Source organism: Methanoregula sp. (assembly GCF_050010295.1).
Classification (GTDB): Archaea; Halobacteriota; Methanomicrobia; order Methanomicrobiales; family Methanospirillaceae; genus Methanoregula.
Genome location: NZ_JBEKLH010000001.1, coordinates 284,853 through 311,072 on the forward strand (window position 1 = coordinate 284,853; position 26,220 = coordinate 311,072).

The 26,220-nt window shown below is 51.7% G+C and carries 17 protein-coding genes; 7 read left to right on the forward strand and 10 right to left on the reverse strand.

Annotation, left to right across the window (positions count from 1 at the left end):
- Positions 1-522 precede the first annotated feature (522 nt).
- The 6 genes from ABSB80_RS01575 (at position 523) to ABSB80_RS01600 (ending at position 7,351) form a co-directional block, all read left to right on the forward strand.
- Positions 523-2,814, forward strand: coding sequence for a hypothetical protein (locus ABSB80_RS01575; protein ID WP_428367467.1), 2,292 nt, complete (start codon positions 523-525; stop codon positions 2,812-2,814).
- Between the two features lie 124 nt (positions 2,815-2,938).
- The gene (locus ABSB80_RS01580) at positions 2,939-3,910 is read left to right on the forward strand and encodes an EF-Tu/IF-2/RF-3 family GTPase (protein ID WP_428367469.1); all 972 of its coding nucleotides are present in this window, start codon (positions 2,939-2,941) and stop codon (positions 3,908-3,910) included.
- A gap of 233 nt (positions 3,911-4,143) precedes the next feature.
- Positions 4,144-4,566: a LemA family protein gene (locus tag ABSB80_RS01585; protein ID WP_428367471.1), complete on the forward strand. Its 423-nt coding sequence runs from the start codon at positions 4,144-4,146 to the stop codon at positions 4,564-4,566.
- Positions 4,567-4,578: 12 nt separating this feature from the next.
- Positions 4,579-4,875, forward strand: coding sequence for a hypothetical protein (locus ABSB80_RS01590; RefSeq protein WP_428367473.1), 297 nt, complete (start codon positions 4,579-4,581; stop codon positions 4,873-4,875).
- 52 nt (positions 4,876-4,927) lie between these two features.
- A complete protein-coding gene (locus ABSB80_RS01595) occupies positions 4,928-5,512 on the forward strand; it encodes a PPC domain-containing DNA-binding protein (protein WP_428367475.1) in 585 nt (194 codons plus the stop codon).
- Positions 5,513-5,560: 48 nt separating this feature from the next.
- On the forward strand, positions 5,561-7,351 hold the full coding sequence (locus ABSB80_RS01600; protein WP_428367477.1) for a YgiQ family radical SAM protein: 1,791 nt from the start codon (positions 5,561-5,563) through the stop codon (positions 7,349-7,351).
- Between the two features lie 176 nt (positions 7,352-7,527).
- On the opposite strand, the gene ABSB80_RS01605 is transcribed toward ABSB80_RS01600, so the two are convergent.
- From ABSB80_RS01605 to ABSB80_RS01630, 6 genes are all read right to left on the reverse strand, one after another.
- The gene (locus tag ABSB80_RS01605) at positions 7,528-8,877 is read right to left on the reverse strand and encodes a mannose-1-phosphate guanylyltransferase/mannose-6-phosphate isomerase (protein ID WP_428367479.1); all 1,350 of its coding nucleotides are present in this window, start codon (positions 8,875-8,877) and stop codon (positions 7,528-7,530) included.
- A 141-nt stretch (positions 8,878-9,018) separates the two neighbouring features.
- On the reverse strand, positions 9,019-10,854 hold the full coding sequence (asnB, locus tag ABSB80_RS01610; protein WP_428367481.1) for an asparagine synthase (glutamine-hydrolyzing): 1,836 nt from the start codon (positions 10,852-10,854) through the stop codon (positions 9,019-9,021).
- Between the two features lie 421 nt (positions 10,855-11,275).
- The gene (gene eif1A / locus ABSB80_RS01615) at positions 11,276-11,584 is read right to left on the reverse strand and encodes a translation initiation factor eIF-1A (RefSeq protein ID WP_428367985.1); all 309 of its coding nucleotides are present in this window, start codon (positions 11,582-11,584) and stop codon (positions 11,276-11,278) included.
- A 196-nt stretch (positions 11,585-11,780) separates the two neighbouring features.
- Positions 11,781-12,419, reverse strand: a complete 639-nt coding sequence (locus tag ABSB80_RS01620; RefSeq protein ID WP_428367483.1) for a LysE family translocator — start codon at positions 12,417-12,419, stop codon at positions 11,781-11,783.
- A gap of 544 nt (positions 12,420-12,963) precedes the next feature.
- Positions 12,964-14,859 carry a type II/IV secretion system ATPase subunit gene (locus tag ABSB80_RS01625; RefSeq protein ID WP_428367485.1) on the reverse strand — a complete coding sequence of 632 codons (1,896 nt, stop codon included), beginning with the start codon at positions 14,857-14,859 and terminating at the stop codon, positions 12,964-12,966.
- Between the two features lie 846 nt (positions 14,860-15,705).
- Positions 15,706-16,503, reverse strand: a complete 798-nt coding sequence (locus ABSB80_RS01630; protein ID WP_428367487.1) for a PKD domain-containing protein — start codon at positions 16,501-16,503, stop codon at positions 15,706-15,708.
- A gap of 159 nt (positions 16,504-16,662) precedes the next feature.
- Between ABSB80_RS01630 and ABSB80_RS01635 the strand changes: the two genes are divergently transcribed.
- Complete coding sequence (locus ABSB80_RS01635) at positions 16,663-17,295, forward strand: hypothetical protein (protein ID WP_428367489.1); 633 nt, start codon at positions 16,663-16,665, stop codon at positions 17,293-17,295.
- Positions 17,296-17,578: 283 nt separating this feature from the next.
- Here the strand turns inward: ABSB80_RS01635 and ABSB80_RS01640 are convergent, their stop codons facing one another.
- The 4 genes from ABSB80_RS01640 to ABSB80_RS01655 form a co-directional block, all read right to left on the reverse strand.
- Positions 17,579-19,576 (reverse strand): PKD domain-containing protein, encoded by a 1,998-nt coding sequence (locus tag ABSB80_RS01640; protein WP_428367491.1) that lies wholly within the window; start codon positions 19,574-19,576, stop codon positions 17,579-17,581.
- A gap of 240 nt (positions 19,577-19,816) precedes the next feature.
- Positions 19,817-22,312: a phosphate ABC transporter permease PstA gene (pstA, locus tag ABSB80_RS01645; RefSeq protein ID WP_428367493.1), complete on the reverse strand. Its 2,496-nt coding sequence runs from the start codon at positions 22,310-22,312 to the stop codon at positions 19,817-19,819.
- Complete coding sequence (gene pstC / locus ABSB80_RS01650; protein ID WP_428367495.1) at positions 22,309-23,229, reverse strand: phosphate ABC transporter permease subunit PstC; 921 nt, start codon at positions 23,227-23,229, stop codon at positions 22,309-22,311. Before pstC ends, pstA begins: the two co-directional genes overlap by 4 nt.
- 30 nt (positions 23,230-23,259) lie before the next feature.
- Positions 23,260-24,369, reverse strand: coding sequence for a substrate-binding domain-containing protein (locus ABSB80_RS01655; RefSeq protein ID WP_428367496.1), 1,110 nt, complete (start codon positions 24,367-24,369; stop codon positions 23,260-23,262).
- Positions 24,370-26,220: the final 1,851 nt, after the last annotated feature.

Sequence of the window (26,220 nt, forward strand, 5' to 3'; positions counted from 1 at the left end):
CCGAAACACTCTTGGAACCGTGCTAGAGGGTCAGACATTCTGATCTTTATGCCTTGGATAAAAGATACGATTCTGAAGAGATTCACCTGCTGATTCAGTATACCCTGAACGCCTGCTCGTTCATCTCTGTTCGAGATAGAAAACGAAAAAAATCTCCGGGTATGATCAAATAAGAATCGCTCTATCATTCGATCGGGAGAAATATGATCAGGGAAATAAGGTGGAAACGATATTCTTCGTCATGAAAAGAGAATCCGGGTAATCCCCCAAGGCTCAAAAATCCCGACTTCAGATTAGGGAGATCAAAATCAAGGAGATCTTCTATAGCCTTTCAAGATTGAGGATATTTTTTGCTATTCTGATTATTGTTGAGGAATTCTACCGAGCCTGAAAAAATATATCAGATCCTATTCTTAAGAGTATACAATGAGAATCTGATGGTGCTCGTTCGGTCTGTATCTTTATGGATATTTTTCGGCATCAGATATCCAATAAAAAACATCGATGGTATTGGTGGATCAGATGAGTCTTGACTGGATAAAAAACAGCAATATTTCTGTAAAAGAGGTTTGTTACCTCATTTTGCCTTTAGTACTTTTATTAGTGGCGTTCCCTTCGATCATTCAACCGGATCAAGGGTTCATTTCAAGTAAATATGATATACTTCTTGGTATTAACACCGAACTCTCTGTTGCTAATGATCCACTTGCATTATGGAATCCGAATTGGTTAACGGGCATGCCGGAATATGCACTCCCTCTATCAGAAAAATTCTACCCGACTTATATTCCCAGTCTTCTGCTTTCACAGGATATTTATTTAATAAACTGGTTTATCATCATCAGTCTGTTTTTGGCGTATCTGTTTTTTTTCAAAATGTCGGGATTAATGACCAGAAATCCTGAAATTCGGATGATATTTTCCACGACATACCTTTTTTCAGGAATTCTTCTGTCGCGAGTCGATGCAGGTCACCTTTCCATCATATACGCATTGACCTGGATACCTTTGATGTATTATGCATTTTTTAAGATTATCTGGAATAATGACACATCCGTAGTGAATATTGTCATTTTTTCTATCTCCTTCGCATTGATTTTCTTTACTGGTGCCGTGTACTATCTCTTTTACAGTTGTGCAATTCTTGCAATTTTTTTTATATATTATCTTTTAAGGAAAATGCTGAGCAAGCGTGCTATTACTGCAGTCTTTTTTTCTGCATTTATTGGTACCCTATTACTTTCCATTGAACTCATCCCAGTTATGATCAGTTCAACTGCTTTAGGTCGAATTGATATCATTAATGTTTTGGGGGACGGAGGCTCGCTTGAAAATAATATCGCATCATTTATTGTCGGGACTCCCATTGATCATGCGTTCAGTGGCTATGAGAGCATCGCATTGATTGGAATTCTCCCGATTTTATTTTTAATTATTGCCTTTGTCTTCGGTAGGGACGACTGGACAATTCCTGCTTTTTTAGCGATATTGTTCTCGTTTATCTGGGCCGATGGAGGAAGAACCCTTTTATCCTTCATTCACCTTCTTCCCGGTGTTAATAATTTCCGCGTTGCAGGTCGCATGTTAGGTGCTATCCTTCCCATAATCCTCCTTTTCTCCTTGTATGGTCTTGATCTTCTGTTAACACGCTTTAAAAATAGAGAATTTTTTGCAATATCTTCACAACAGAAAAAAAATGTCATCTATGGCATAAGTGCCCTTTTTATATTAAAAATGTTAGAATTGCCATTTCAGATTGATGCATCAGTTGATGCATGGATTTCACTGATTATTATCGCAGTTTTTATAGCGTTGTTGTATTTTAACCGGGTAACATTGAAGATCTTGATTATTTTTTTTACCGGATCATTGTTCATTGATGCATACTTTATTTTCCAAAATTTTCCTGGAATAGATCTCAGTGTCGGAATAAAATCAATTATTATCGTGGGAATTGTCAGCGCCGCGATAATCTTTTTTAATCGGGATCTTATTCAACTCCGGGTTACTCAATCAAACCTTCTTTGTGGTTTGTTGATGGTAAGTATCTGTATTGTGGCTATGGGAAATCTCAGTTATCTTTCAGTTTCCAATCCAAACTTGGAGAATAGTCCCGTTCTTCCGATTATTGAGAAGATCAAATCTGTCAATACGACAGAATCGCAGATCTGGGTACTTGAAACTGGCTGGCCGTTCTATCACGAAGATTTTACCTATTGGTTTATTAAAAATGGCATTCACCCAATCAGGGTGTATTATCCCAATTACCTCACCACGACTCTTGCTGATACCTATAATATCGGGAATGTCTCGTATTTCACAGCGGATTATGTCGTGGATGATCAGTATCTTGAGAATGGCGATCAGAATATCGATAATGTGACATTCAAAGTTCAGAATATCTCAATCCACCAGCCGGATCACGTCCTTCCAAATGTGTTCGTAATCCGAAAGAATGAAGTCATTCCTGTCAATATTGAAAAATTTGGATCAGATGAAGTAACGGTATCTGGGCAGTTTACTCCCGGAGATATTGCCGTACTAAAAACCTCATATTACCCTGGATGGAAAGTTAATGGTCAGGATGCGATTAATGGCGGAAATATGGTCGCCGCTCAGGTCACATCGGAAACCACGTCACTCAGCTTCAAATTTGATCCCAACGACGTAAAAATCGGATATGTATTAACCGGAATTGGTATAATCATACTCATCATTCTGTTTATTAAACGCAGGGAAATCGAACAATACCTTGAAAATATGGATGCTATTAAAAAAGAACAAGTATCAAGCCACAAAAAGAAGAAGCGGTGAGTACTTGAGCAATCTTTTCAATTCTTTTCTTTGGTGTCATCCTCACAATGTTTCGTCTTTTTCTTCAATTTTTCCAGTCTGTTAAAAAATCCTCATATCCTTAGCCGACCAACTACCTACCATCATGTCCAACCTCACTGTCGCAATCATCGCCCCTCCAGATTATTCAAAGGATCTGGGAAAGAAGGGGACGGCAAGCGACATCACATTCTATAACCTGAAGAAAGGTGATGCAACGGTCACCTTTATCGAACCGACACGGTATCCGGAAAAACTCTCCTCGCTCTTTTATTCAATATCCCTCGCGGACCGGGTGATACTTGTTGTCGACGAGATTAACGCCTCGTTCGGCGAATGCGTGCTGATGCTCCAGTGCGCCGGGAAATCTGCCGGGTATCTTATTCTCAAGAATTATATCTCTCCCGACCAGATTGCGCCGCTTATTAAAGGCACCGTCCTCGAACATTACGAATTGATGGAGGAGGACATGGTCGGAATACGGGAAAAGCTTCTCGATATGACCGTAAAAAAGACCCACCACCAGAAAGAGAAGACAAGCGGGGGCAACGGTGTCGTTCCCATTGACCACTATTTCAATGTGAAAGGTGTAGGGGTTGTCGCACTTGCATGTATGGCACAGGGTACCATAAAAAAGCATGACCTTCTTAAAGTACTGCCGACGGAAAAGACTGCACAGGTGCGGTCTATCCAGAAACATGATGATGATGCTGATACCGCTGTTGCCGGTGACCGGGTAGGTCTTGCACTGAAGAACATTGAATCTGAAGACCTTGACCGTGGCTACGTTCTGACAAACGACCCGTCGATAAAATATTCCAACACCATCACAGGCAAAGCCCAGCTCGTAAAGTACTGGCCGGCCCCGCTCAAAGAGGGCATGGTGCTGTATGCCGGTCACTGGATGCAGTTCCTCCCCACCCGGCTGGAAAGCGTTGTGGTAGAGAGCGACTGGAGGATGCCCATACTGACCCTCTATTCAGAAAAGGCACTTGTGTATCCACCGGGTGCCCGCGTGGCGCTCCATTATCTCGAGGGCGGCAAACTCCGTGTGGTGGGATCCCTCATCCTTCCGTAGTTATTCCGATATCTTTTTTCCGAAGACCCGGTTCATCTTCCGTATTGTCTTATCTTGAGAAACAATCATCAATACTCTGAGTAACAATGCTGGAAGATTACATCGGATGGATAATCTTGGCATCCTCGTCCTTGTGATCGTTGCCCTGGTCCTCCGGACCTTGGGCATTTACAACCGCTTCTACACCCTGAAAAACTCATCTGAAGCCGCGCTGGGCCAGATTCCGCGTCGGCATGAAAAAGCGACTGGACATGATCGACCAGCTCCTCGGCGCAGTCAGGAGCTATGCAACGTTCGAGAAAGAGACCCTCGAAAAAGTGACTGCCATGAGGGCAAGCGTGGCGACCGCAGGTCCCGGGGACCTGAATAATGTCGAAGCCGAGTCCCGCGCCATCTTCGGCCGCCTGCTCGCAGTGGCAGAAAGTTACCCGGATCTCAAGACATCAACAACCGTTACAAACCTTATGGATTCGGTCAAAGGCCTTGAGGATGAGATTGCGCGGCAGCGCTACACGTACAACAACATCTCGTGGGAATTTAACACGATGATGGATACCATCCCGTCGAATTTTGTCGGGCGGTTGACAGGACTTCCGAGACTCGAGTACCTGCAGTTCGAGAAAGCGATCGCAACTCCACCGAAAATAGAGTTCTGAACGGTCGTAGCCGTGGAAGAAACAACACAGCACATCGCCCTGACTGTCCGGGAAAAGGTGGAACGGCCGATAAAATCGCTCAATATTCATGTCGCCGAAACCGGAATTTCGGTTGGAGTCATAAGGATGTACGCGTTTCTCCCGCTCCTCCATTTCACACCACCCCGTCATAGTGATTCCTGCAGTATGGGCAGGTCTGCGGTGGAGACGCCGGTGGGAGGTAATAATGGGGATTCCCCCGTATTCACGGAACTGGAGGCATTTTCTGCCGATTCTATCCATGAAAACGGTATCCTGCGTTTGTCATAGAAGATATAAACACGCGCAAACCATATGAATACCAGAAAGAGAATCTGTTTATATGCAATATACGGAAGGTCAGCTCGGCAGGGTCTTTGTCGTGAGGATCGATGACGGTGAGGATATGTTAGTTTCCCTGCACCAGTTCATCGGAGACAAAGGTATCCTGGCGGGCTCGATCCTCTTCCTTGGCGCCCTGATGAACGGGAGGATGGTGACCGGACCTGAGGAACCGGTCATCCCCCCGGTTCCTCATTTCGTTATGTTTGAGGGTGGCTGGGAAGTGTTTGGTGTAGGCACTATTTACCCGGGGGAAGGTGGTCCCCACATCCATTACCACGCATCGGTCGGCAGGGCCGGCCACGCCCTGACCGGCTGTCTGCGGGAAAAAGCCACGACATACCTCATTGTTGAGGTAATTATCCTAGAATTTACCGGGCTTTCTGCCCGCCGGGAATTTGATGAGAAATCCCAGATTCACATGCCGGTGCTTCAGAACAGGGAGGACGAAACGGCAAAATCCGGAGAGGAAGCAGATGAGACAAAAACGACCGCTCCCATTACCGATAAAAAAGACGAGACCAGCGAATTGCCGGGAGGGCTTGCGGAGATTATCCGGGATCTTACCCGGAGGCCGTCAACATAACTTCATATCCCTTTTCCGGGATATGAAACGCACACATCGTCTCACTCTATGATCCCACAGCCCGCGTTTCTCCCGATGTCCCTGAAAGAAGGCAGGAAACTCGGTATAGAACGATTCGATGTCATTCTCGTGAGCGGAGATGCTTACGTCGACCACCCGTCATTTGGAACTGCGATCATCGGGCGGGTCCTCTGGGATGCTGGATTCTCTGTAGGGATTATTGCCCAGCCGGACTGGAAGAATACAACGGATTTTCTGGCACTGGGAGAACCCCGCCTCTTCTTTGGCGTCTCATCGGGAAATGTCGACTCCATGGTGAACAATCTCACGCCCGGCCTGAAACGGCGGAGCGATGATGTCTACTCTCCCGGGGGTATCCCGAAACGCCCCGACCGGGCGACAATCGTGTATACCAACAATATACATGAACTGTTTCCCGGTGTACCGATCATTCTCGGTGGTATCGAAGCAAGCCTCCGGCGCTTCGCCCATTATGATTACTGGCAGGACAAGGTCCGGCAATCGATCCTTGCGGATGCGCCCGCCGAACTTCTCGTTTTCGGTATGGGTGAACGGCAGGTTGTGGAGATTGCCCAGCGATTGAGCGCCGGTGAACCTGCGGGGCTGCTACGGGACATTCACGGGACTGCCTTTACCATGGAGGTAGCACAATGGCGATGCAACCGTCCGCAGAGCATTATTGAAATCCCAAGCTTTGGGGAGGTCTCACAGGACAAGAGAGCATATGCCCGGGCATTTGCCCTGCACTACCATGAGCAGGACCCGGTCGAGGGCGCTCCGGTTGGACAGCCCCACCCGAAGACCGTCGTCATCCAGAACCCCCCGGCGCATCCCCTGAAAACCCCGGACCTCGACCATATCTACGAACTGCCGTTCTCCCGGAAGGCCCACCCGTCCTATTCCCGGCCGGTACCGGCACTGGACCCGGTACGGTTCTCGGTGACAAGCCACCGCGGTTGTTTTGGGGGGTGCTCATTCTGCGCCCTCACCCACCACCAGGGCAGGATCATCCAGAACCGGAGCATCGGATCCATCATCAGGGAAGTCACCCGCATGACAAAAATGGCCGGTTTCAAAGGCATTGTCCAGGACGTCGGCGGACCAACGGCAAACATGTACGGTCTCATATGCGACCGCTGGGAGGGATCCGGGGCGTGCAGGGACAGGCGCTGCAGCACATCCTGCCGGACCCTCCATACGAGCCACCGATTCCAGTGCGAGCTTCTTCAGGCGCTCCGGCAGGTCCCCAGTGTCAGGAAGATCTTCATCAGTTCGGGTATTCGCTACGACCTTGTACTTGCCGATGATTCGGGATACCTTGACCTGATCTGTGAGCATCATATCTCCGGGCACCTCAAGGTCGCCCCTGAACATGTAACAAAAAACGTGACCGACCTTATGAACAAGCCCGGCAGGGAAGTCTTCGACAGGTTCCGCGAACTGTTTGCAGAGCAGCAGCAGAAAAAAAAGAGCCGGCAGTACCTGCTTCCCTACTTCATGTCCGGACATCCCGGCTGCACGGTTGCAGACATGGTGGAGCTTGCGCTCTATATCCAGAAAACCCGGATGTATACCGAGCAGGTTCAGGACTTCACACCGACTCCCATGAGCGTCTCGACCTGCATGTACTATACCGGCCTCAACCCGTTCACCCTGGAACCGATCCATATACCAAAAGGACACGAGAAGAAGATTCAGCGTGCCCTGATGCACTATCGTGAACCGAAGAACCACCGTCTGGTTGCCGAAGGTCTCAGAATGGCGGGAAGGATGGATCTCATCGGGCCCGGTCCGCGAACTCTCGTGCTGCATGATTAGCAGGAGGGTCCATTATCCCCGGCGAAACCTCCGGGAGCAAAGAAATAATCAGATTTTTTTTTTGTGTCAACGAACCAACTGCAGATCCTGTCGTGGACTTTTCTTTTCTGAAGGAACGTAATTGTTCGTATTCCGTTCTGTACTATGGCAGAAATAATCAAATACCAACTGCCGCGTCAGATCCGCCCGTACTCGTCCTCGAAGCGCACGATATCGTCCTCTTCGAGATACTCACCGAGCTGTACTTCGATGACTTCGAGAGGGATGAGACCCGGATTCTTCAACCGGTGCACCGTGCCGCTGCGGATAAAATTACTCTCTCCTTTCCGGAGCAGGCGGGATTCCCCGTCCAGCTCGACCTCTGCAGTTCCGCGCACAACCACCCAGTGCTCGCTCCGGTGGTGGTGGAGCTGCAGGGAGAGCTTCTCTCCCGGCTTTACCGTTACCCGCTTGATCTTATACACAGCAGTGTCTTCCAGCACCGTGTAGGAACCCCACGGGCGGTGGACCTGTCGGTGGAATTTGGTGACCGGGTTATTGCCGGTATTATAGCGGCTGACCAGCTGTTTTACCTGTTCGGTCTGCTGGTTATTACAAATGAGCAGGGCATCCGCTGTATCCACAACGATAAGGTCATTGACACCGATGAGCCCTACATGTTTACCCGGGGCGTGGACAAAATTGTTCCTTGCCACAATATACTCTGCAGTCCCAACGTTGCCATCCCCGTCATGGGCCTCTGCATCGTAAAGTGCCTTGAATGTGCCAAGATCGCTCCATTCAGCATCAAGAGGGACGACTGCGACCCGTTTCGAATGTTCCAGCAGACCGTAATCAATTGAGACTGCGTCAAGACTGGCATAATCAGGAATATCGTCTCCGATGGATTCACTATACAATGCGGGCTGGTATTTTTTCAGTTCCTTAAAAAAACAACTGGTAGATAGGAGGAAGATCCCGCTGTTCCAGAGGTAGCCCAATTTCACGTACTCCCGGGCGGTCTTCTCATCAGGTTTTTCCCTGAACTCATCGGCAATGTTTCCGACAGCCAGCTTCCTGCCCGGCCTGATATATCCGTAGCCGGTATGGGGTGATGTTGGCTTTACCCCGAACGTGACGAGATAATTTTTTGCGAGCGGCTCTGCAGCGCGTATCTGGTCGAGGGCAGCATCTCCCAGCAGGTGATCACTCGGAAAGACGACTGCCGCTTCAAGGGGGTTGACGGACCTGACCTGCCGCATCGCCCACATGATTGCGGGAAGGGTGTTTTTCCCCTCGGGTTCAATAAGAATCTGTGATTCCCTGAGCGGGGATCCCATCTCCTCAATCTGGTTGCGCACGAGATACTGGTGGATCGCATTGGTCACCACAATCACCCCGTCAGCTCCCGAGAGGAGGACTGCACGCTGGAATGTCTTCTGGAAGAGCGACTGACCGTCAAGCTGGATGAACTGTTTAGGGTAGTATTCCCGCGACAGTGGCCAGAGCCTTGTCCCAACGCCCCCTGCAAGAATGATAGATTTCATGGCATGCTCAAAATCTCCGGAAACGCAGGAATATCCCTGCATCCGAATGTCATCATATAAATCTGTCTGGATAGACCATTTATATGATTCGATCCTGTACGACCCAATTTCACCGGGTCACCATGAGACGAGCACGCCGGATCAGGTACCAGCCGGAAGCCTGCCCCGCATATCGAAGAACATTCTCAGCCACAACTCAGCACAGACGATCCTCCATACTTCCGGAGAATAGGCTGTTTTCCCTTCAAGGAAAGCGAGATAATCCTTCACCACCGCATCCGCATGCCAGTAAGGACGGGAGTGGAAACTGTCCGAGCTAAGTACTTCCAGCATGAACGGGCGGAGAGCTTCTTTCATCCATAGCTCTTCGGGCGTGACAAAACCCATCTTGTCCATCCGGCAGCGGACGGACTCGGGAATCAATCCCTTTATTGCGTTCCTGAGAGTAGTCTTTGTTACGCCGTGGCGGATCTTTTGACTAAGAGGAAGAGATGCAATATATTCCACCAACCGGACGTCCAGGAACGGGACCCTCGATTCTATGGAGAATGCCATGGAGTTCCGGTCTTCGTAATGGAGGAGCCCAGGGAGGTTGGTCGCGACGAGTTCCCGTCCAAGAACCTCGTTCAGGCTGCCTACGTACCGATCGACTGCCGGAGGGGCTGGCTTCAGGAGCATACGGCGTCCCCGGCGGACGAGAACTTGGCGGAATGCGGAACTGAAAAACCCCCGGTGATAGCGGAGGCTGCCGGCAACTTCCTGCAGGGCGGTCCACCAGTGAAATGAACGGATCAGTCCGCGGATATAACTCCCCTGGTACGCAAGGTAGCCTGCAAGGAGCTCATCCGCCCCCTGTCCATCGAGTACTACCTTCACGTTTTCACTGGCAAGACGCATGACGCAGTACTGGGCATAGATTGAGAGCGAGCCGAACGGCTCGTCCTGGGCCCAGACAAGCCGGTCAATGTCATCCCAGAGCTGTTCGGGTGTGGGTTCAACGCGGTGTGCGTCAACCCCGGTCGCTGCAACGATCTCATCGATATACCGGCTCTCGTCAAACCTCTTGTCGGTAAAGACCGCAGAGAAGGTCTTCTGCCGGGCACCGACACTCGCAGGTGCCTCATCCCGGATGAGATTATTGATGAGTACTGTGAGTGTCGATGAATCTATTCCGCCCGAGAGACAGGTCCCCACCGGTACATCGCTTCTCAGGTGGATGCGGGTCGCGCGGAGCAGGGCATCCAGCAGTCCGGATGCCGCATCCTCATCAGAAATTTCCGGTTGTATAGACGGATTTATCGTGATGTCCCAGTACTGGGACGGCTGCTGAAGGCCCTCTGAGGTCACCATCATCCAGTGGGCGGGCCGGAGCTGGAAAATTCCTTCAAACATCGTCTTTTCTGAATGGTCAGACACTCCCCATGCAAGGTAGGTACCAAGAGTTTCGGGCTCAGGGTGTTTCCCGGCATCAGGATGTGCCAGGAGCGCCTTGATCTCGGAAGCGAATAGGAACGAACCGTTCACCTGAACATAATAGAAGGGTTTGATACCGAACCGGTCACGGGCGCAGAAGAGGCGTTTCTGGCGTTCGTCCCAGATCGCGAACGCCCACATCCCGTTGAACTGCCGGAGGCAGTCAGCCCCCCATTCCTCGTAGGCGTGCAGAATTACTTCCGAATCGGATTTCGAATGGAATCGGTGACCTTTCAGGATAAGCTCTTCGCGGAGTTCGATATAGTTATAGATCTCGCCGTTGAAGACCAGCCAGAGCGTTCCGTCCTCATTGGTCATCGGCTGGCAGCCATCTGGAGAAAGGTCGATTATGGCGAGTCTCCTGTAGACAAGCCCGATAGTGCCGTGAATCCGGGCACCCTCTCCGTCAGGACCCCGGTGAGAGAGGCGCCGTGACATTTCAGCAAGGAGCTCCATGTCAGGTTCCTTACCGGTAAAACAGTACTGCCCCGCGATCCCGCACATTGTGTAAACGTGGGTGGTATGGGATAAAAAATATGCCCGCAGTGAAACATTGGTCAATATTGGATGATCGCTGAACAAGGTATGAGTAATTTATTGGGGACTACCTGTGCGTGAAATAGTTCCTGTAACAGGAAAGCGATACAAAGCTGTTGATTTTAACCATCGGAGTCACATCGTCGATGCATAAACGGTTCCGGCACGATCCCCCCATGAAAAATGGTTGTAAAAATTGGCTCTGTAGAAATCATCGACTTTCATCATGGACGCTCTTTGGGGAGACTGCTCTTCCCGAAGGGAAGAACAGGCTGGCGAAGAACCCGGAGGGTTCTTCAACTTAAGAGGGGGGGGTTCATAACCATTGAAGAATATAAGCGAATCACACACGATAAAATAGGATTTCTACAGAGCGGCAAAAAATTTGTCAGAGATAATTATTCCGCCGGAGCCACTCCACCTGCGGACCGGTATACCGATAGATAATATCGCATTTCTCGTCCTGAAAATTCCACGGGATGACAATAAGGATGTCCCCCTCGCGGATCCATACTTTCTTTTTTATCTTTCCCTTGATCCTGCCCATCCGTGTCACACCGTCGAAACAGCGGACCCGGATATGGTTGGCCCCCATCATCAGTTCGGCACACCCGAACATTTCACGGTTCCGCTTCTGAGGCAGTTTCACCCTGATGATCTCATCGCCCGGCGGTGCTCCCGGCTTCTTGTCAGTCAGTACAACCTCTCCTGTATCCCGGATATCTCATGAATTTTTCGTGCTTAATTGTTGGCGTAAGAGAAAATATATTTATTCCTTCTGTTAAAGTCCGGCGAAAAGGGATACGCTAGACTGTCCATAATAGTACCTACTCCCGGGTAGTTTCATCCGGTTCAATTCCGGTTCGGTCATTATAACTGAGTACAAATCAGGATCAGGGTATGGAGATGATACGGCCAGCGATGAGCAGGATGAGCATCCCGGCACCGAAGCAGACGATCAGCAGCCCCGAGATGCGGTTGATCAGCTTCAGATTCTCTCTGCCGATACTGGAGCGGACGGAACCTATTGAGCCGCACAGGACGATCCACCAGATCGTTGAACCGATGAAGACGCCGGCGACAAATTCCGCAGCAGCGATAACCGACGTACCTTGGAATATGTACCCGAACCCAGGCAGGATAGCGATGAAGAAGACAAGGGTCAGCGGGTTTGCGATCGTAATGGCGACCATCGAGAGGTAATCTTTCAGGTAGGGCTCGTGCTCCGAATCAGTGCTGACACTGGCAGGTTCTGAAAAGAAAACCCGGATGCCGACCAGGACAAGAACGAGCCCCGCGAGGGACCGGAAGACCGACTGGTAACCAAGGATCAGGCCGGACACGACGGTCAGGCCAAGGAACGAGACAGCCGCGTAGACGGAATCCGCAGTAGCCACACCGATGCCGGAGAAGATCCCGTGGAGGCGGCCGTCAGCAACGGTGCGGTGGATGCATATCAGGGAGATCGGTCCTACAGGTACTGCAAGAGTCAGGCCGATCACAATTCCCTGCATGAGAAGGCTGAGGTCCACGAAACACCAGTGAGTTTGTTGTTAACCTGTTGACCGTTCCCTGACATCAATGTTCCATAATTGACCGGAGGTGATTTCCTGGACCGGAGTGCGAAACCACCTCCCTCTTTGGTAGTGGGTGTTCAGAAAACGCGACGATAAGGACGCGTCGGCATATCCCATGAAATAAACGGATTTTACCAATGATTTTGTATACATGAAAAGATGCGGGGAGCCGGATTTGGACGGACGAACTCCTTCGAGGATCCACCGTACCTTCGGGTCGATAGTACGGGCAAGAAGCGTCGCTCCAGCGACAATTTCCCCCTGCCAAAATGAATTTCAGGAAAGTGCAGAAGGGATACCGACTAACCTGTCTGTAATCCGGTTATCTGACGATAACTCATCGGCAGCTTACTGACTGAGTACCGGCAAAGGAACGGTGTTCCGGATAATATTTTTCTTTTTTCTGGAAATGAGATCTTTCCATCCGGCTCATCCGAAAAATGTGACGGAAGAAATTCACTGGTGACATGAATGCAGAAAATCAATCCGGTTCGTTGTTCTACCCCACGCGGACTCCTTCCATCATCTTCATAACCTCCTCCTTATCCCGGTAATACTGCTGGACCATCTGGGTCACGGTATGGTAATCCCTGATGTGGGTCTTCTGCATCCAGTTGATGAACCGGGTCCTGTCTTCCAGTTCCTGCTGGAGCTTTTCCTTGCTGACACCATGGGTATCCCGGATCTTGTCGAACAAAAAGCTGCGCCCCTGCCACTTGAACTCATCAACCTCAGGCACCCACTTAAATACTGTATTGGTGATGAGGTCACCCTTGTCCCTGTCGAGTTCAAGGATCTCTACGATATTGGATATCCTTCTCATGCTCCGCTCGCCTTTCTTGATGTGCATCGGGAAGATGACAAGATCGAGGTTCGCGAGGAGGCTCCTTGGCACATTCATCGGGTTGGATTCCACGCGGGCGAGCAGTTCATCCATGGACCCGGCATGGATTGTTCCAAGCGCCGCGTGACCGACGGCGATTGCCTGGAAGAGCGTGAAGGCTTCCCCGCCCCGTACTTCACCGACGATGATAAACTCGGGCCGCTGCCGCAGGGCCGCGACCAGGAGATCGTAGAGCGAGATGTCACCAGGCGATTTTGAGGAACCACCGCCGAGACCAGAGATACCGCTTGAGCCCCCGCTGGATTCAGAGGTTCCGAACCCTGAACGGGTGATTGACTGGATCCAGTTGGGATGCATAAGGTTCAATTCGGCGGTATCTTCGATGGAGACGATCTTGTATTCCGGGGGAATGAAACTGCAGAGAACGTTGAGGAACGTGGTCTTACCGGTGGCGGTTCCGCCCGATACGAGGATCGAGCGCTTGTATTCCATGAGGATCCACGTGTAGGCAAGCTGTTGCGCGTCGATTGACCCGTAATCCATGAGTTCGATCGAGGAGATCGGGTTGGCCCTGAATTTACGGATTGTAAAAGTTGAGCCTCTCTTGGTCACCTCACCGCCGAGCGTGATATTGGCACGGCTGCCATCCGGGAGAGTAAGATCGCGGATCGGCTGGAGGAGAGAGACGTGACGGCCGCTTACCTGTGCGAGTTTCAGGACAAAGTTGTTCAGTTCGACTTCCGCAAACTGGACATTGGTCCTGATAGACCCGTACGTGCGGTGCTGGACATAGATATTCATGTTCGAGCCGTTGCAGCTGATATCTTCGATGTACTTATCCTTCATCAGGGTGTCAATCCGCCCGTACCCAAGGTAGTTTTTCTTAAGGTGGAAAAACATCCTTTGTTTCTGGGTATCGGTGAGTTTGAGCCCGAAGATGTGCATCAGCGAATAGAAACGGTCGTGGAGATAAATCTCCCGTTGGGCGGCGTCGATAAGCTCGACGTTCGTGCTCACCAGCTTTTCGAATGCATTCTCGATAATCCTGAGTGCGCTGGCCTCCTCATCGCTCAGTGCCGGCTCGGCAACGCTGTAGACGAGTGCTCCTTCCTGCCGGATGTATTCGATATGGACGAACTGGTAAGGCTCCTCGACGATATACGTGATATTGACGTCCCTGAGCGCGCCTTCGAGCGAAGGAATGGATGTCTCGCCGGGATCGAAGGTCACGGTATCGATCTCCCGTTCCGCAGGTCTGGAAAAGACAGAGAGCAGTTTCTGCAGTCCTCCCAATGGGGTACTGGAGTTCCGGCTCCCGTCTCGAACGTTCACCGAAGAATCCGAACCCTGCATCTGAACCACCGGTGGAGCGGCGGTTGCAGCACCGGCAGCAGGGTCGGTTTCCAGTTCATGCGCAGAAAATTCCTCTTCGTAAGGTCCCTCTTCCACCATCAATGACCGGAGTTTCCGGAACCCGGAAAGCCTGCCGGCATTGCTCCTGCCCAAAGGCTTTGCACGGGGATTTTCTCTGTCAGCTTCAGTGGTTGTCACGGGTCTTCCAGCCACCACAGATCGGGGATCGGCCGGCAGCAGGTCCTGATCCTCAGAGTCGGTATCAAGAGCCCATGACCGGAATTTTCTCATAAAGGAGCTGGTATTGGAGTCTGTCATAGATCTCTCCGGTCGATTCTGGTGCTTGAGGAATCCCGCGTATTTCTGCCGCTCCGGTCACCGATTTTCCGGTGATAAAAGTGTTCGGCTTTACCTGAACGGTCAGGAAGAGAAACTAAGCCCCTTCGTGTCATCATCCGATCAACGATTGTTCCATGGTTGAACGGCGATCAATATATAATTTTTCAATTGAGTATATAGTTCTCACAATATGAATATATCCCAGTTTTCTCTGCGGGACAAAAATGGTATCAAAACCCGATGATGTCAGGTTGTCTTCAAGATGACAAGGTATCATGGGGTGTGATGACCTTCCTGGACTGCCAGACAATGAATAGAAGGTTGCTGCATAATCGGGCACCATCCTGTTTGTAACTGATACTTGGCGTATGTAAAAATGACAGTCGGAACCTGCCTAATGTTATTCCAAGCGCAATATTGACATCAGAGTTATAGAAATACACAATCGGAGCTCCTGTCATTGCCCCATGCATAACAACCCAAAGTTCGTACCGGACCTTGCCGCAACAGACCCGGTAGTTTACATTATCTGTTACAATGTTTAAAATCCGTGTTCATACAAAGCATTCATCGATGAAAAAAATCCGGGAGATATTCGCTCATTCATACTCTTTCCTCCTTTCCTGCGGGCGCTTATCCGCTTCTATTCCCGGCGAAGACGAATAAATACATGGAAGTGCTGGGGTGAACCGTCAGAAACGGTGGTCATGTAACCGTTACAGCCGCACTCAGGTTCACCCATGCCATGCCTGCCGTACTGGTTATCCTGAACTTCACATCGTACGTACCAGGTAGTATATACTGGTGGGTACTATTCCGGAAGCTGCTGGTCATACCATCCCCGAAATCCCAGTACCATGCGGAGGGTTGCGGGTACCCGGTGCCGGCATCGGTAAAGGCGACCGTAAGGGGATGAGGGCCCTGATCAGGAACTGCCAAAAATCCAGGTGAATACACGGAGATCTTTGTGGTGAAATTGCTCGATCCGGCCGCATTTGTTGCAGTGAACACGACCATGTACTGCCCTCCGGAATAAAACGTATAGCCGGGGTTCTGCAAGGTCGAGGATCCTCCATCACCAAAGTTCCAGGACCAGACAGTTGGCATGTTCTGCGAGGAATCCGTGAACTGAACCGCAAGCGGTGCAAATCCCAGAGTAGCATTCGAAGTAAATTGTGCAACCGGAATCGATACGCTGCCGATGGTGGTGCTGGAATTTGTTGCATTGCCGGTAAGATTTGTCGCGTTGATCGTGGTATATTGTGCCGGCGATATCAAAGGAATATTTTCCGTGAGGTTTGGGGTCACGGTACTACTGCCCGATCCGGTCCCTGGCGCTCCGACTGGCGATGCGACATACTGGTCCGGGAGCGTCGGTGTTTCAACCGGAGTATTCAGGGAGTTCTCACCCAACTGCGTAACGGTTGCCGGATTCGCGATACAACCGGCTGATATCATTCCGGCTGCGAGAAGCAACAGGATAATTACTCCCTGAGATCTCATAGATAAGAATAAGTTACTATAGTCTTAAACCATTTCCTATATTTTTCAGGGTGAGTACATAAAATAATATCCGAACCAGATTTTTCCTGCGATCATATACCATTTTTACGACTGACAGAAGGGAAAGATTGATGAAACTTCCGACCCTATAGTTATTCGATGACGTATAGATATCTCCCCATCATCACTCTTTTCCTGCTTGTTCCTGCCCTTTTTTTCTCGGGGTGTACCTCATCGAGGCTGGCAGACACCCATGATACTACCCTTGCTGTGAAGAGCTATGACACATGGGTAGATGCCCAGAAAACCTATGACCGGCAGGTGCGCACGTCGCTTGACCAAATAGGTCAACATATCACCATCTATAACAGCGAGCTTGCGAAAAGCCAGCCGGATATAACGGTCCTCCGTGCCGATACTGCATCCGATCAGCAGGCTCTTCGGGATTGGGAAGCGCAGAGCAGGGCGCTTGATGCTGCGACTGATCGGTTTAATGCCGAAACATCGGCTCTCAATTTTTCAGCATCGCCCGATGCCAGACAGGCAGTGGCTGTGGTTGCGCAGGATATGAAGATCTATTCCATCACGATGAACAATGCCGAGCAGCATCTCGTAGATTACACGAACGCAATGAACGCTTATCTGACTCCGGATGATCCTGATTACTGGAACGATGCGTTCCGCGTTGCTGCCATGGATGCGAACAGCAAAGCGGTAAAGACCATCACGGACGGTGACGATGCACTTGCGGCACTCTCATCGGCTGCAAAGAAGCTGGAAGCGTACCAGTAAACGATCTTTTTTCAATAGAGTGGGATTTGCGTGAAATACATGCCAGCATATTCCTACCCGGGTCTCCCGGCGGGAAACGGGGAAAATGTCACTTTCGGCAGCGCGCATTTTATCCTATCGGACGGGACAACAGAATGTTGTACGAAATTCCCACTCTCTTATTCCGAGCGAACCATCGCGCCGTCTATTCTTACCAGGAAGGGGATTTTTTGATCGCATCCCCTTGTGCAGGTTCAACCCGGAATGCTGCAGGGTGAGAGTACACTCGATATTCTCTTTTCTTTCACTGTATGTACCAGTCGTGAATGGTCTGGTTCGCCGCGCCGTCGATCATGGTCGAGTTGTCCGATGAGATAAGGCTCAGGCTCCCCTGAGCGTTCATGCCGAGGCTGTTGATCTGAATCCACGCGTTGTCAAGATCGTTGAGGATCGGCGAACCGTCGACAATAAATAATGTCCTCGCAGATGCAGGAGGGAAATAGTAGGTCAGGGCGGTATTGAAATCACGCATGTACGGGATGTAGATGCTGTCAATCCTCCCCTCCGATACGAGGTCGCCGTCGATATAGAGAGCCATATCAGGGAAACTGAACTTGAGGATTTTTCCGGAGTCGATGTGGATATCGCCGGACTGGTCCTCCTGCGCCACGATACGGACGACCGCCCCTTTCGGGATCTCGCGGAACCCGCCGTTCATACCGATCGTTGCCGGGGAATCGCTGATCACGAACTGGATGTTGGAATCCTTGCGTATGATTCCCTGTTTCCCGGTCTTCACAACGATATCCTGAAGTGGGAGCATGTAGGGGTCCGTCACCGTTACATATCCGGTCTTGAACGCATCGCTGCTGGCGTAGACGGTGCCTATGGAAAGCCAGACAGGGTAGACCCCGGGCTGGTCGTACTCGACAACCGGGTTCGGGTCGTTCGAATAGATCGGGGTGGCGTTGGGCCCGAAACTCCAGTTCCACCACCATGGCGACCCCGACGAGTGATCCTGGAACCTGACCTTGAGCGGTGCAGCTCCCGTTAACGGGGTGCCATTGAAATCGGCGACCAGTTGCGGTGAGTCTACAATGACCGCATTCTCCCGGGTACGGGAGTCGGTCTGGTCGCCGCTGTGTACCGTGAGATTGATGGAATAGGAGCCGGGGTCCTGGTACTGGTGGACCGGATCTCTCTCCGATGATGTGCTCCCGTCCCCGAAGTCCCATGACCACGTGGTCTTGTTCTCCCGGATACCCACCGACCGGTCCCGGAACGAGACATTGAACGGTGCCAGACCTTCATCCGGGGGGCCGGAGGAGAAATCTGCGATGAGGGCGGGCGAGAGGGAGATCGAGTCCGCTTTCCCTTCGTAGAAGGCGGGAAAGCCGACGAGCGTAAGATCACTGCGGATATCGGCAGTATCGAGGGATAGATCGATCTGCGAATTTTCTTCTCCTGACAGGTTCTCCTCCCCGTCGATGACAAGCTGGCGGATCTCCCCTTCTGTTGGAATAATCCCAAACGACAGGTTCGCCCGGGCACTCGCAGGGCCCGTGACATCACAGTCCCCGGCTACGCCGGTGGCAGCCTGTGAACCGTTGACAAAGAGCGTCGCGTCTTCGGCACTGAATGCAAGCAGGTTGCCGTACCGTATGGTCACGTTACCGGGAGAATCGGTATCGGCCCTGAGCTTCACTACCGAGCCGTTGGGGAGGTTTATGCGCTGCCCGGCTATAGTGACTGAAGTGTCGTCGCGGTCCGACACGAAGACGAGATATGACCCTTTCTTCAGCACGCCCCGCCGGAGCGTATCGAGAAGGACCGTGTGCTCCTGACGGATCCCGTCGCCGACCGCCGTATTCTGGGTAACGGTCTGCGGTGCCCCGTCACCCCGGGTGACCGTAAGCGTAACATTGTAGCTCCCGGGCGACGCGTACTGGTGGACGGGGAAACGGCTGTCGCTCGTACTGTTGTCGCCAAAGTCCCAGTACCAGGTCACGGGATCACCCCGGCTCAGGTCGAGAAACTTCATGGTCAGCGGAGTGTACAGATCCGGACGCGACCCGGAGAAATCTGCGATGAGGGGTTTTTGAAGCGGCACTGAAAGAGAGGCTGCCATCCCCCCAATCGGCGTCGTCGGGGACGCCGGGGCCCTGGGCTCGAGTACCCGGGCCAGGGCAGCCGGGCCGGGGAGCAGGTGGAAAAAAGATGCTGCACCGGCAAGAAGGAGAACCATGAAGAGGATGCCGGCGATGAGCACGCGTTTTTTTATACGGGGAAATGAACGCTTCATATATCGGTTCCGGGTATCGAAGAGTCTGAGGAAGAAGGTCGCCGCTGGAGGATGATGGTTCGTGTGCACTGGCTGGATCCGGAGGGTATACCGCACCGGGTTGTATGACTACTGTACTCTTCCGGGTTTTTTTGAAATATATCTTTTGAGTAGAGAATATAGAGTGATATAATGCCCCCATATGTTTTTCAAAAGTTCAGTCTCTCCAGGTATTCCCGTGCGACAGTGTGCGCCTGTGGTTCAGCTGAGACGCCACCGGGTTGCGCCGTGTCCGTTGAACGCAACCTGCATGTACGTATTCTTCAGGTCGTTTACCGCCGTGTCCGGGACTTCGTAGATGAGGTAGCCGTCAATCGCCTGGCTGGGCCCGGGTTTGAGGTTGTAATTCAGGTAATCCATATCGGTTACACTGTTCTCCTGCCATCCCGAAATACCAGCGCCGGCAGGCGTCGGTGTCGGGGTTGCGGTTGTCGCCGTCGTATTGTTAAGAAGGCCCTGACCTTCAAAGATATTGTACCCCATCAGGAAGGCGTAGTCCCGCTTGTCCTGTCCGAGCTCACGGATCCATTCGTAGGGAATATTGGGAAAGGCAGCGCTGTAATCGTTGATAGTCTGCTGGTCGGCTAGCGACAGATCGAAATAGGGACTGTGACCATAACTGACGCCATTGTAGGTTACATTGAACTGGTCTGCGGAGGGAATGATGGCGCTCATCTTCCCGGTGTTCTCAATCCTGATGAAGACGACGAGGTACGAGTCCCCGGTTGCGGGGACCTGCTGCACAAACCGGTTCCAGTCTGCCCACCACCAGAAGTAGAACGGGAGTACCTTCACGTCATATATGGTGGCGCGGATCGCGTGGGACGGATCGCCGTACTGGTAATTCTCGCGGAGGGAGAGCGCGTCCCGGACCGGAACCCCCCCGACGGAGGCCGCTGGTGCGGGTCCGGAGGCGGACCGGTGGGTTTCCGCCGGCGTTACCGGATTCGTTGTCGTGGAACCTTCACCGTTCAGCCCCTCGGATGCGAGCAATGCTGCGAGACGGGCGCTCCGGTCGGCGGCCGACAAAGATGCCGAGGATGATGACGCTGATGCGGGGGTATCGCCAGTATTGAAGAGCCCCGACCCGGCCGAAGAGAGCACGCATGCGACAGCGAGGACGAGGCAGAATCCGGCTGCCACGCCGGCAACACCGGCCTTCCGGTTCTTTGCCCGGAATGCCCCGCGTTTTCTTGCAATGAAGAGACCAAAGACCAGACCGGCAACGGCAATGATGAGGGTGAGCGAGGTGGAGAAGAGGGTGGCAAGCGCCGGGGTCGCCGGGCCGAGCGCATGGTTGAGCGGAGGTATACCGGTGAGGATTGCGATGAGTATAAGAATGACCAGCGGAATGGTAAAGGGGAGGATGGCGCGGAGGAAGGGGCGGATTGAACCTCTGGATCTGCCATGATCCGCTGGGTGTACATCGCTTATTACTTCGGGATGATCCTTGTTACCGGGTACCGGAATATGTATCTTCTGGCGTAATGTACGGAACCATTGCCTGATGTTGGTACTGTCTAAATAGATTTTTTTCCCGAGATGTGATAGTTTCGGGGGATTTGTGGCAGGGTGAACGACCGGGGTTGTATCGGCATCAGGTGAAAATTGCGGATCCGGAACCGGCTCTGCCGGTGTTCTGTTGTGGCGGACCACTTCCGGCTCGGAAAATAAACCCGCTGGTACCGGGGGGGCAGTCTCCCCATCGGTACACAAGATCAGATCTTTTGGTTTTTTCCTGCGGAAAGGTTCTGATAGAGATCCGAAAAGTGAAGACAGGGGATTATCCTGATGCCCCTGTGCCTTTGCCGTGGCATAGGAGAGGATACCCTTTGCCGAGATGTTTATGAGCATCACTATCATGATGAGGATAAACCCGGCAGCAAATATTGACGACACGGGAAAGACATTGGAGTTTTCATAGGAGGTATAGAGGAATACCGGTAATGACCCGACCAGATTATTAAGTGGATAAATCTTTATGCCAAGAAGAAACTGCGGGTTCAGTGCGATCCTGAATTCCGGCATGTTCTGGGAATACCCCGCGGTCAGGATGACGACTGCCGACTCTTCTGCAGCCCTGCCGAATCCCAGGATAGCCCCGACGATGATGCCGGAGAATGCAGAGGGGATGATGATATTCCGGATCGTCAGCCATTTTGTCGCACCGAGTGCATAGCTGCCTTCTTCAAGTTCTTTGGATACACGCGCGATTGCGTCCTCAGTTGCGCGCTCAATCACCGGGAGTATCAGGATGGCAAGTGCCACGGCTCCTGCAAGGAGGGACTCTCCTCCGGTAATTGGCCTGAGATAGACGACCAGTACGAGGACGCCGAATATTCCGAGCACTATCGAGGGAGTGCCGGAGAGCACTTCGATCATCAGCCGTAAAAACCGGGTGAGATGGTTGTCGGGCGCGTATTTCCTGAGATAGATTGCCGTTCCGATTGCGAATGGGATCGCAAGGAGGGTAGACGTGACGGCCAGGAGAATAGTACCGACAATCGCATTTGCGATCCCCGTTCCGAGTCCCATCCCTGAATTGATTTCTGTGAAGAGAATAAAATGCGGAGTCAGGGATGCAATGCCTTTCAGGAAGATAACCACGAGAATGAGCAGGAGCATGCCTGCGGCAGAGAGCGCGGCAGCTCCGCAGATCGCCATCACGATCATTCCTTTGAGCTTCCGGAGGTTCACGTGACGCCTTCCAACTGTTGTTTCAACCGGGTACTGATGATGTGGATCGCGGCAACGAACCCGATCTCCATGACCATGAGAACTGCACCAACGGCAAAAAGCGCGCTCCGCCCTTCGGGCATCACTACCTGGTACCCGATATCCAGGAGGATTTTGGCGGTCATCGGTTCGCCCATATCGAGAAACGATGAAGGCACACCACTCGTATTTCCTACAAGCATCACGACCGCCATCGTCTCGCCCATCGCGCGCATAATTCCCAGGATCAGGCCGGTGAGGATCCCGGACAGGGACGCAGGGATTACGAGGTGCTGGATGGTTTCCCATTTTGTTGCCCCGAGCGCAGTCGAACCTTCCCGCAGGTCCGCGGGTACCCCCCGCATCGACTCCCGCGAGAGGGCGACAACGGTCGGAAGGATCATGATAGCAAGGACGGTAGCCGCCAGCAGGATGCCGAGCCCGCTATTGTTACCCGACCGGAATAAGGGAATAAATCCCAGGGTCTTCCCAATGAACGGATTGATGAAATCTGTGAAATAGCTTCGCAGGACAAAAAAGCCGAAGATACCGTACACGACTGACGGTATCCCCACCAGCAGTTCGACGAGTGTGCTGAGGAGGTGATCGAGCCACCGGGGGGCCCACTCCGAGAGGAATACCGCGGTCGCAAGGCCCAGCGGGACCGCGATTGCGACGGTAACGATGGTCACCATCAGGGTTGCGACAATGAATGGCCAGATGCCGAACTGGTGGGTTGCATAGTCCCACGTAGATCCGAAGACAAAACCGAGCCCCTCGCGCCCCAGCACCGGGGCAGCGGCGAAGAGAATATACCCGATGATTATGATGACGCTCAGGGCAGTTACGACAGAACAGGAGAGAAAGAGAAACTTGTGGATATCGGGTTTTTCGTTCATTGGAAAAAAGAAAAAAATTATGGTTCAACTTCAGACGAAGTCGTAGATCGAGTACATCCCGGCGTTGTTGAACGCGGTTGCTTCGGTCGGTGACTTGGCGAAGTTGATCAGGTTGGTAACAACCGAGCTTGCAGCGCTGGTGCCAGGGGTCGTGACGATACCGTTGACTGAGGAGGTCGGTGCAGTTCCCTTGGTGATCCAGAAGAGACCGCCGACGAGACCCTGGGGGTAGTTGGTAGCTGTTTCCTGCTGTGAGACACCGTGGTACCAGTCGTGGAGGGCATTCTTGATGTTAGTGTGGGTTGGTACGAACGTCGTGGTGCCGTCGTTGACTCCAACAATCGTAACACCCGATGCGGTTGTGTTGCTCAGAACCCCGCCGGTAATTGCGTATCCCGAATCAACAAAGCCGAAGGACTTTGTAAGACCAGCAACTGCGGCGAGTTCTGCTGCGTTGCCGTTGTTGGTTGGTGCATTTGCTACACCATTGGACTGGTTGGTGGAGGAAAGACCTGCCCACTTGTATGCAGTGGACATCGTACCGGAGCCAGCCTCGCGCTGTTCCATGGTTGTGCCTGAGGTGATTGCGCCTCCGGCATAGGTTGTCTTACCATCTGAGCCGACATTGGCGTATGCATTAGCGACATCAGCCGCAGTAACAACGTTGGTCAGAACTGCTGAGCCATCATTGTGCTGGATGAATACAACACCGCGGCCACCGATCTGCGTGTAGTAGAGGTTCTGGTAGTTCGGGTCGTTCGGGTTTGCTGACTGCCCTGAGATGATGGAGGATGCAGAGGATGCTGCACCAATGTCGCTGATGCCCATCGCTGCCGATGAGACACCTGCAGAGGAGCCGCCACCCTGGACATTCAACTGGTAGCCGGGGTTTGCCTTCTGGAAGTCAGTCTGGAGGTTGAGCTCAGCCGGGAGGAGCGTGGTCGATCCAGCGATGAGGATCTCGGTCTGTGATGCAGACGACGCCTGCGAGGCGGACGCCTGTTTCGATACATCGGTCGAGAAGGTACCCATGATGGTACCGACAGCGACCGCACCGATGACTGCGACGACGATAAGAACGAGGGTCGCAACGATCGGCGAGACTGCCATTTCATTGTTCATGTGTTTCAGATTTGCCATTGAATTTCACCTGGGTTTTGTGGATGGAGGAGGCGATAAAAAATTACTAGGGTTTTGGAGTTCTTGCTGATTGATTCCTGGATGTGTGCTTTGCTACGGTTTCTTGCGGTGAAGTCATTCATCCCCCACAGATGTCATATCACCGATCAGATAATCGACTGCCAGATATATATTTTTTGTGATCTGAATATAGATTTTAAAGCAACTAATATAGAGTTAACAATAGACTCTGAAAACCCGGCATACCGCTGATCTTCAGGGACCCCGGGGATTCCCGGACCGTGCGGCATTCCCGAAAAAAGGATTGGCGATCATGGATCTTCCCCACGCCAGGAGACCATGATCAGGGTGAATGTGATTAACACCGCCAATATCAGTATGGGCAACGTAAAATCGACCCGGAACGAGTACAGGGATATACTCGCCATTGTCATGAGAACGAGACAGGCAGCGGAGACGGATCCAAGTACTTTTTTGTTGCCCGAAAAATTTCCTGGATAACTGAAGATGTCCGGATTGTGATCGCTGCTCAACAGGATGTCCCCCGCTGTCTGTATGATCACTCCTCAGTCTTTGGGGGATATATGTTTTCGCAATTTAATCTATAGTTGTATCTGTTGGATATAGTGAAATTGCAACCCCTCTCCCGCGATACCGCTGTTGAGTTTTGGAGGGGCGGCGTGTATCCGGATCGGGCTCATCAATCTCTTCACCATGTATCGGACTATACTGTTGTCGGTATCCGGCTCTGCAGAACAGGTGCATCGTGCTCCGCCTGCGGCAAGCTATGTGCGGGATTCGCCACTCTACCAGTCCTGATCTTATCGGGCATCTTTCCCACCGGGGTTTGGCAAAAATACCAGGCTTTATGCGCTTTCCGATCCGGAAGATCCCCGCGAACCCGGGGCCGGCGACCGGGTGCGATGGGGCGAAGTCGGGGATTCCTGTCCTGATACGGAGGGAAAGGTATCAGATTCCCAACCATTCCCGCCTCCCTGTTCTTCCGGTCGGAGTTCCCGGCCCTCCGTTTTTCCGTTGTCTGTCACAAACCTGACATCCAGAAAAAACAATGGATCAATAAAGATGCAAGCGATGGATCTCACTTATGACAATTTCACAACATTAATGAGATCAGGTGGACATTCCATGGTATCCTTATGCAGGAAACTTCTGGTCCGGTTCCGGAAAATACCGGGAAATGCTGTCCCTGTTGCAGCAGTGTTCAGGATGTCATCCCGATTGTTTATGCAATACCGACACCGCATCTCCGCACAGCGCAACGGAAGGGAAAGGTCATCATATCCGCTCCCCCCTGCGGCCCGCATACATGGTATTGCAAGAACTGCGGCACCCAGTGGTGATCTGAGGGGGCCTCTGGAGGCTGTTCCCTCAAGCTGCAACAGTTTGCCGTCGGTAAGTCACACGGTACTTCAGGAACCAACGATAGGGTTGTGCCCGGACCTGTCGGGGGCACCTTTACAGATATGTGCAGAATCTTTTCCCGTTTCCGGGTTTATAGTACATCGCTTCCTATCTCCGGAATAATTCGATGAAACTTGCACAGATATATGAAAGGATGAAACCCGCGATAAACCCTTCAGCAAATACGATAATCATCTTCACCGGACCGCCGGTGTAAAACCCATAAACCCCTCCCGCTACGGCAAAAAATAATGCTGCCCACCCGACATGGATTATTGTGATCGCTTTTTGTCCGGATTGATTTTTGTGTTGAGATTTGGTGCCCATATTGTATTGTTATATTATATCGCAATAATCGTGTTGTTTTTGGTATCCCGTGGTTATGATTGGTAAAATATCGTCTGGAATCAGGTGTTCCGGTCGTAATGA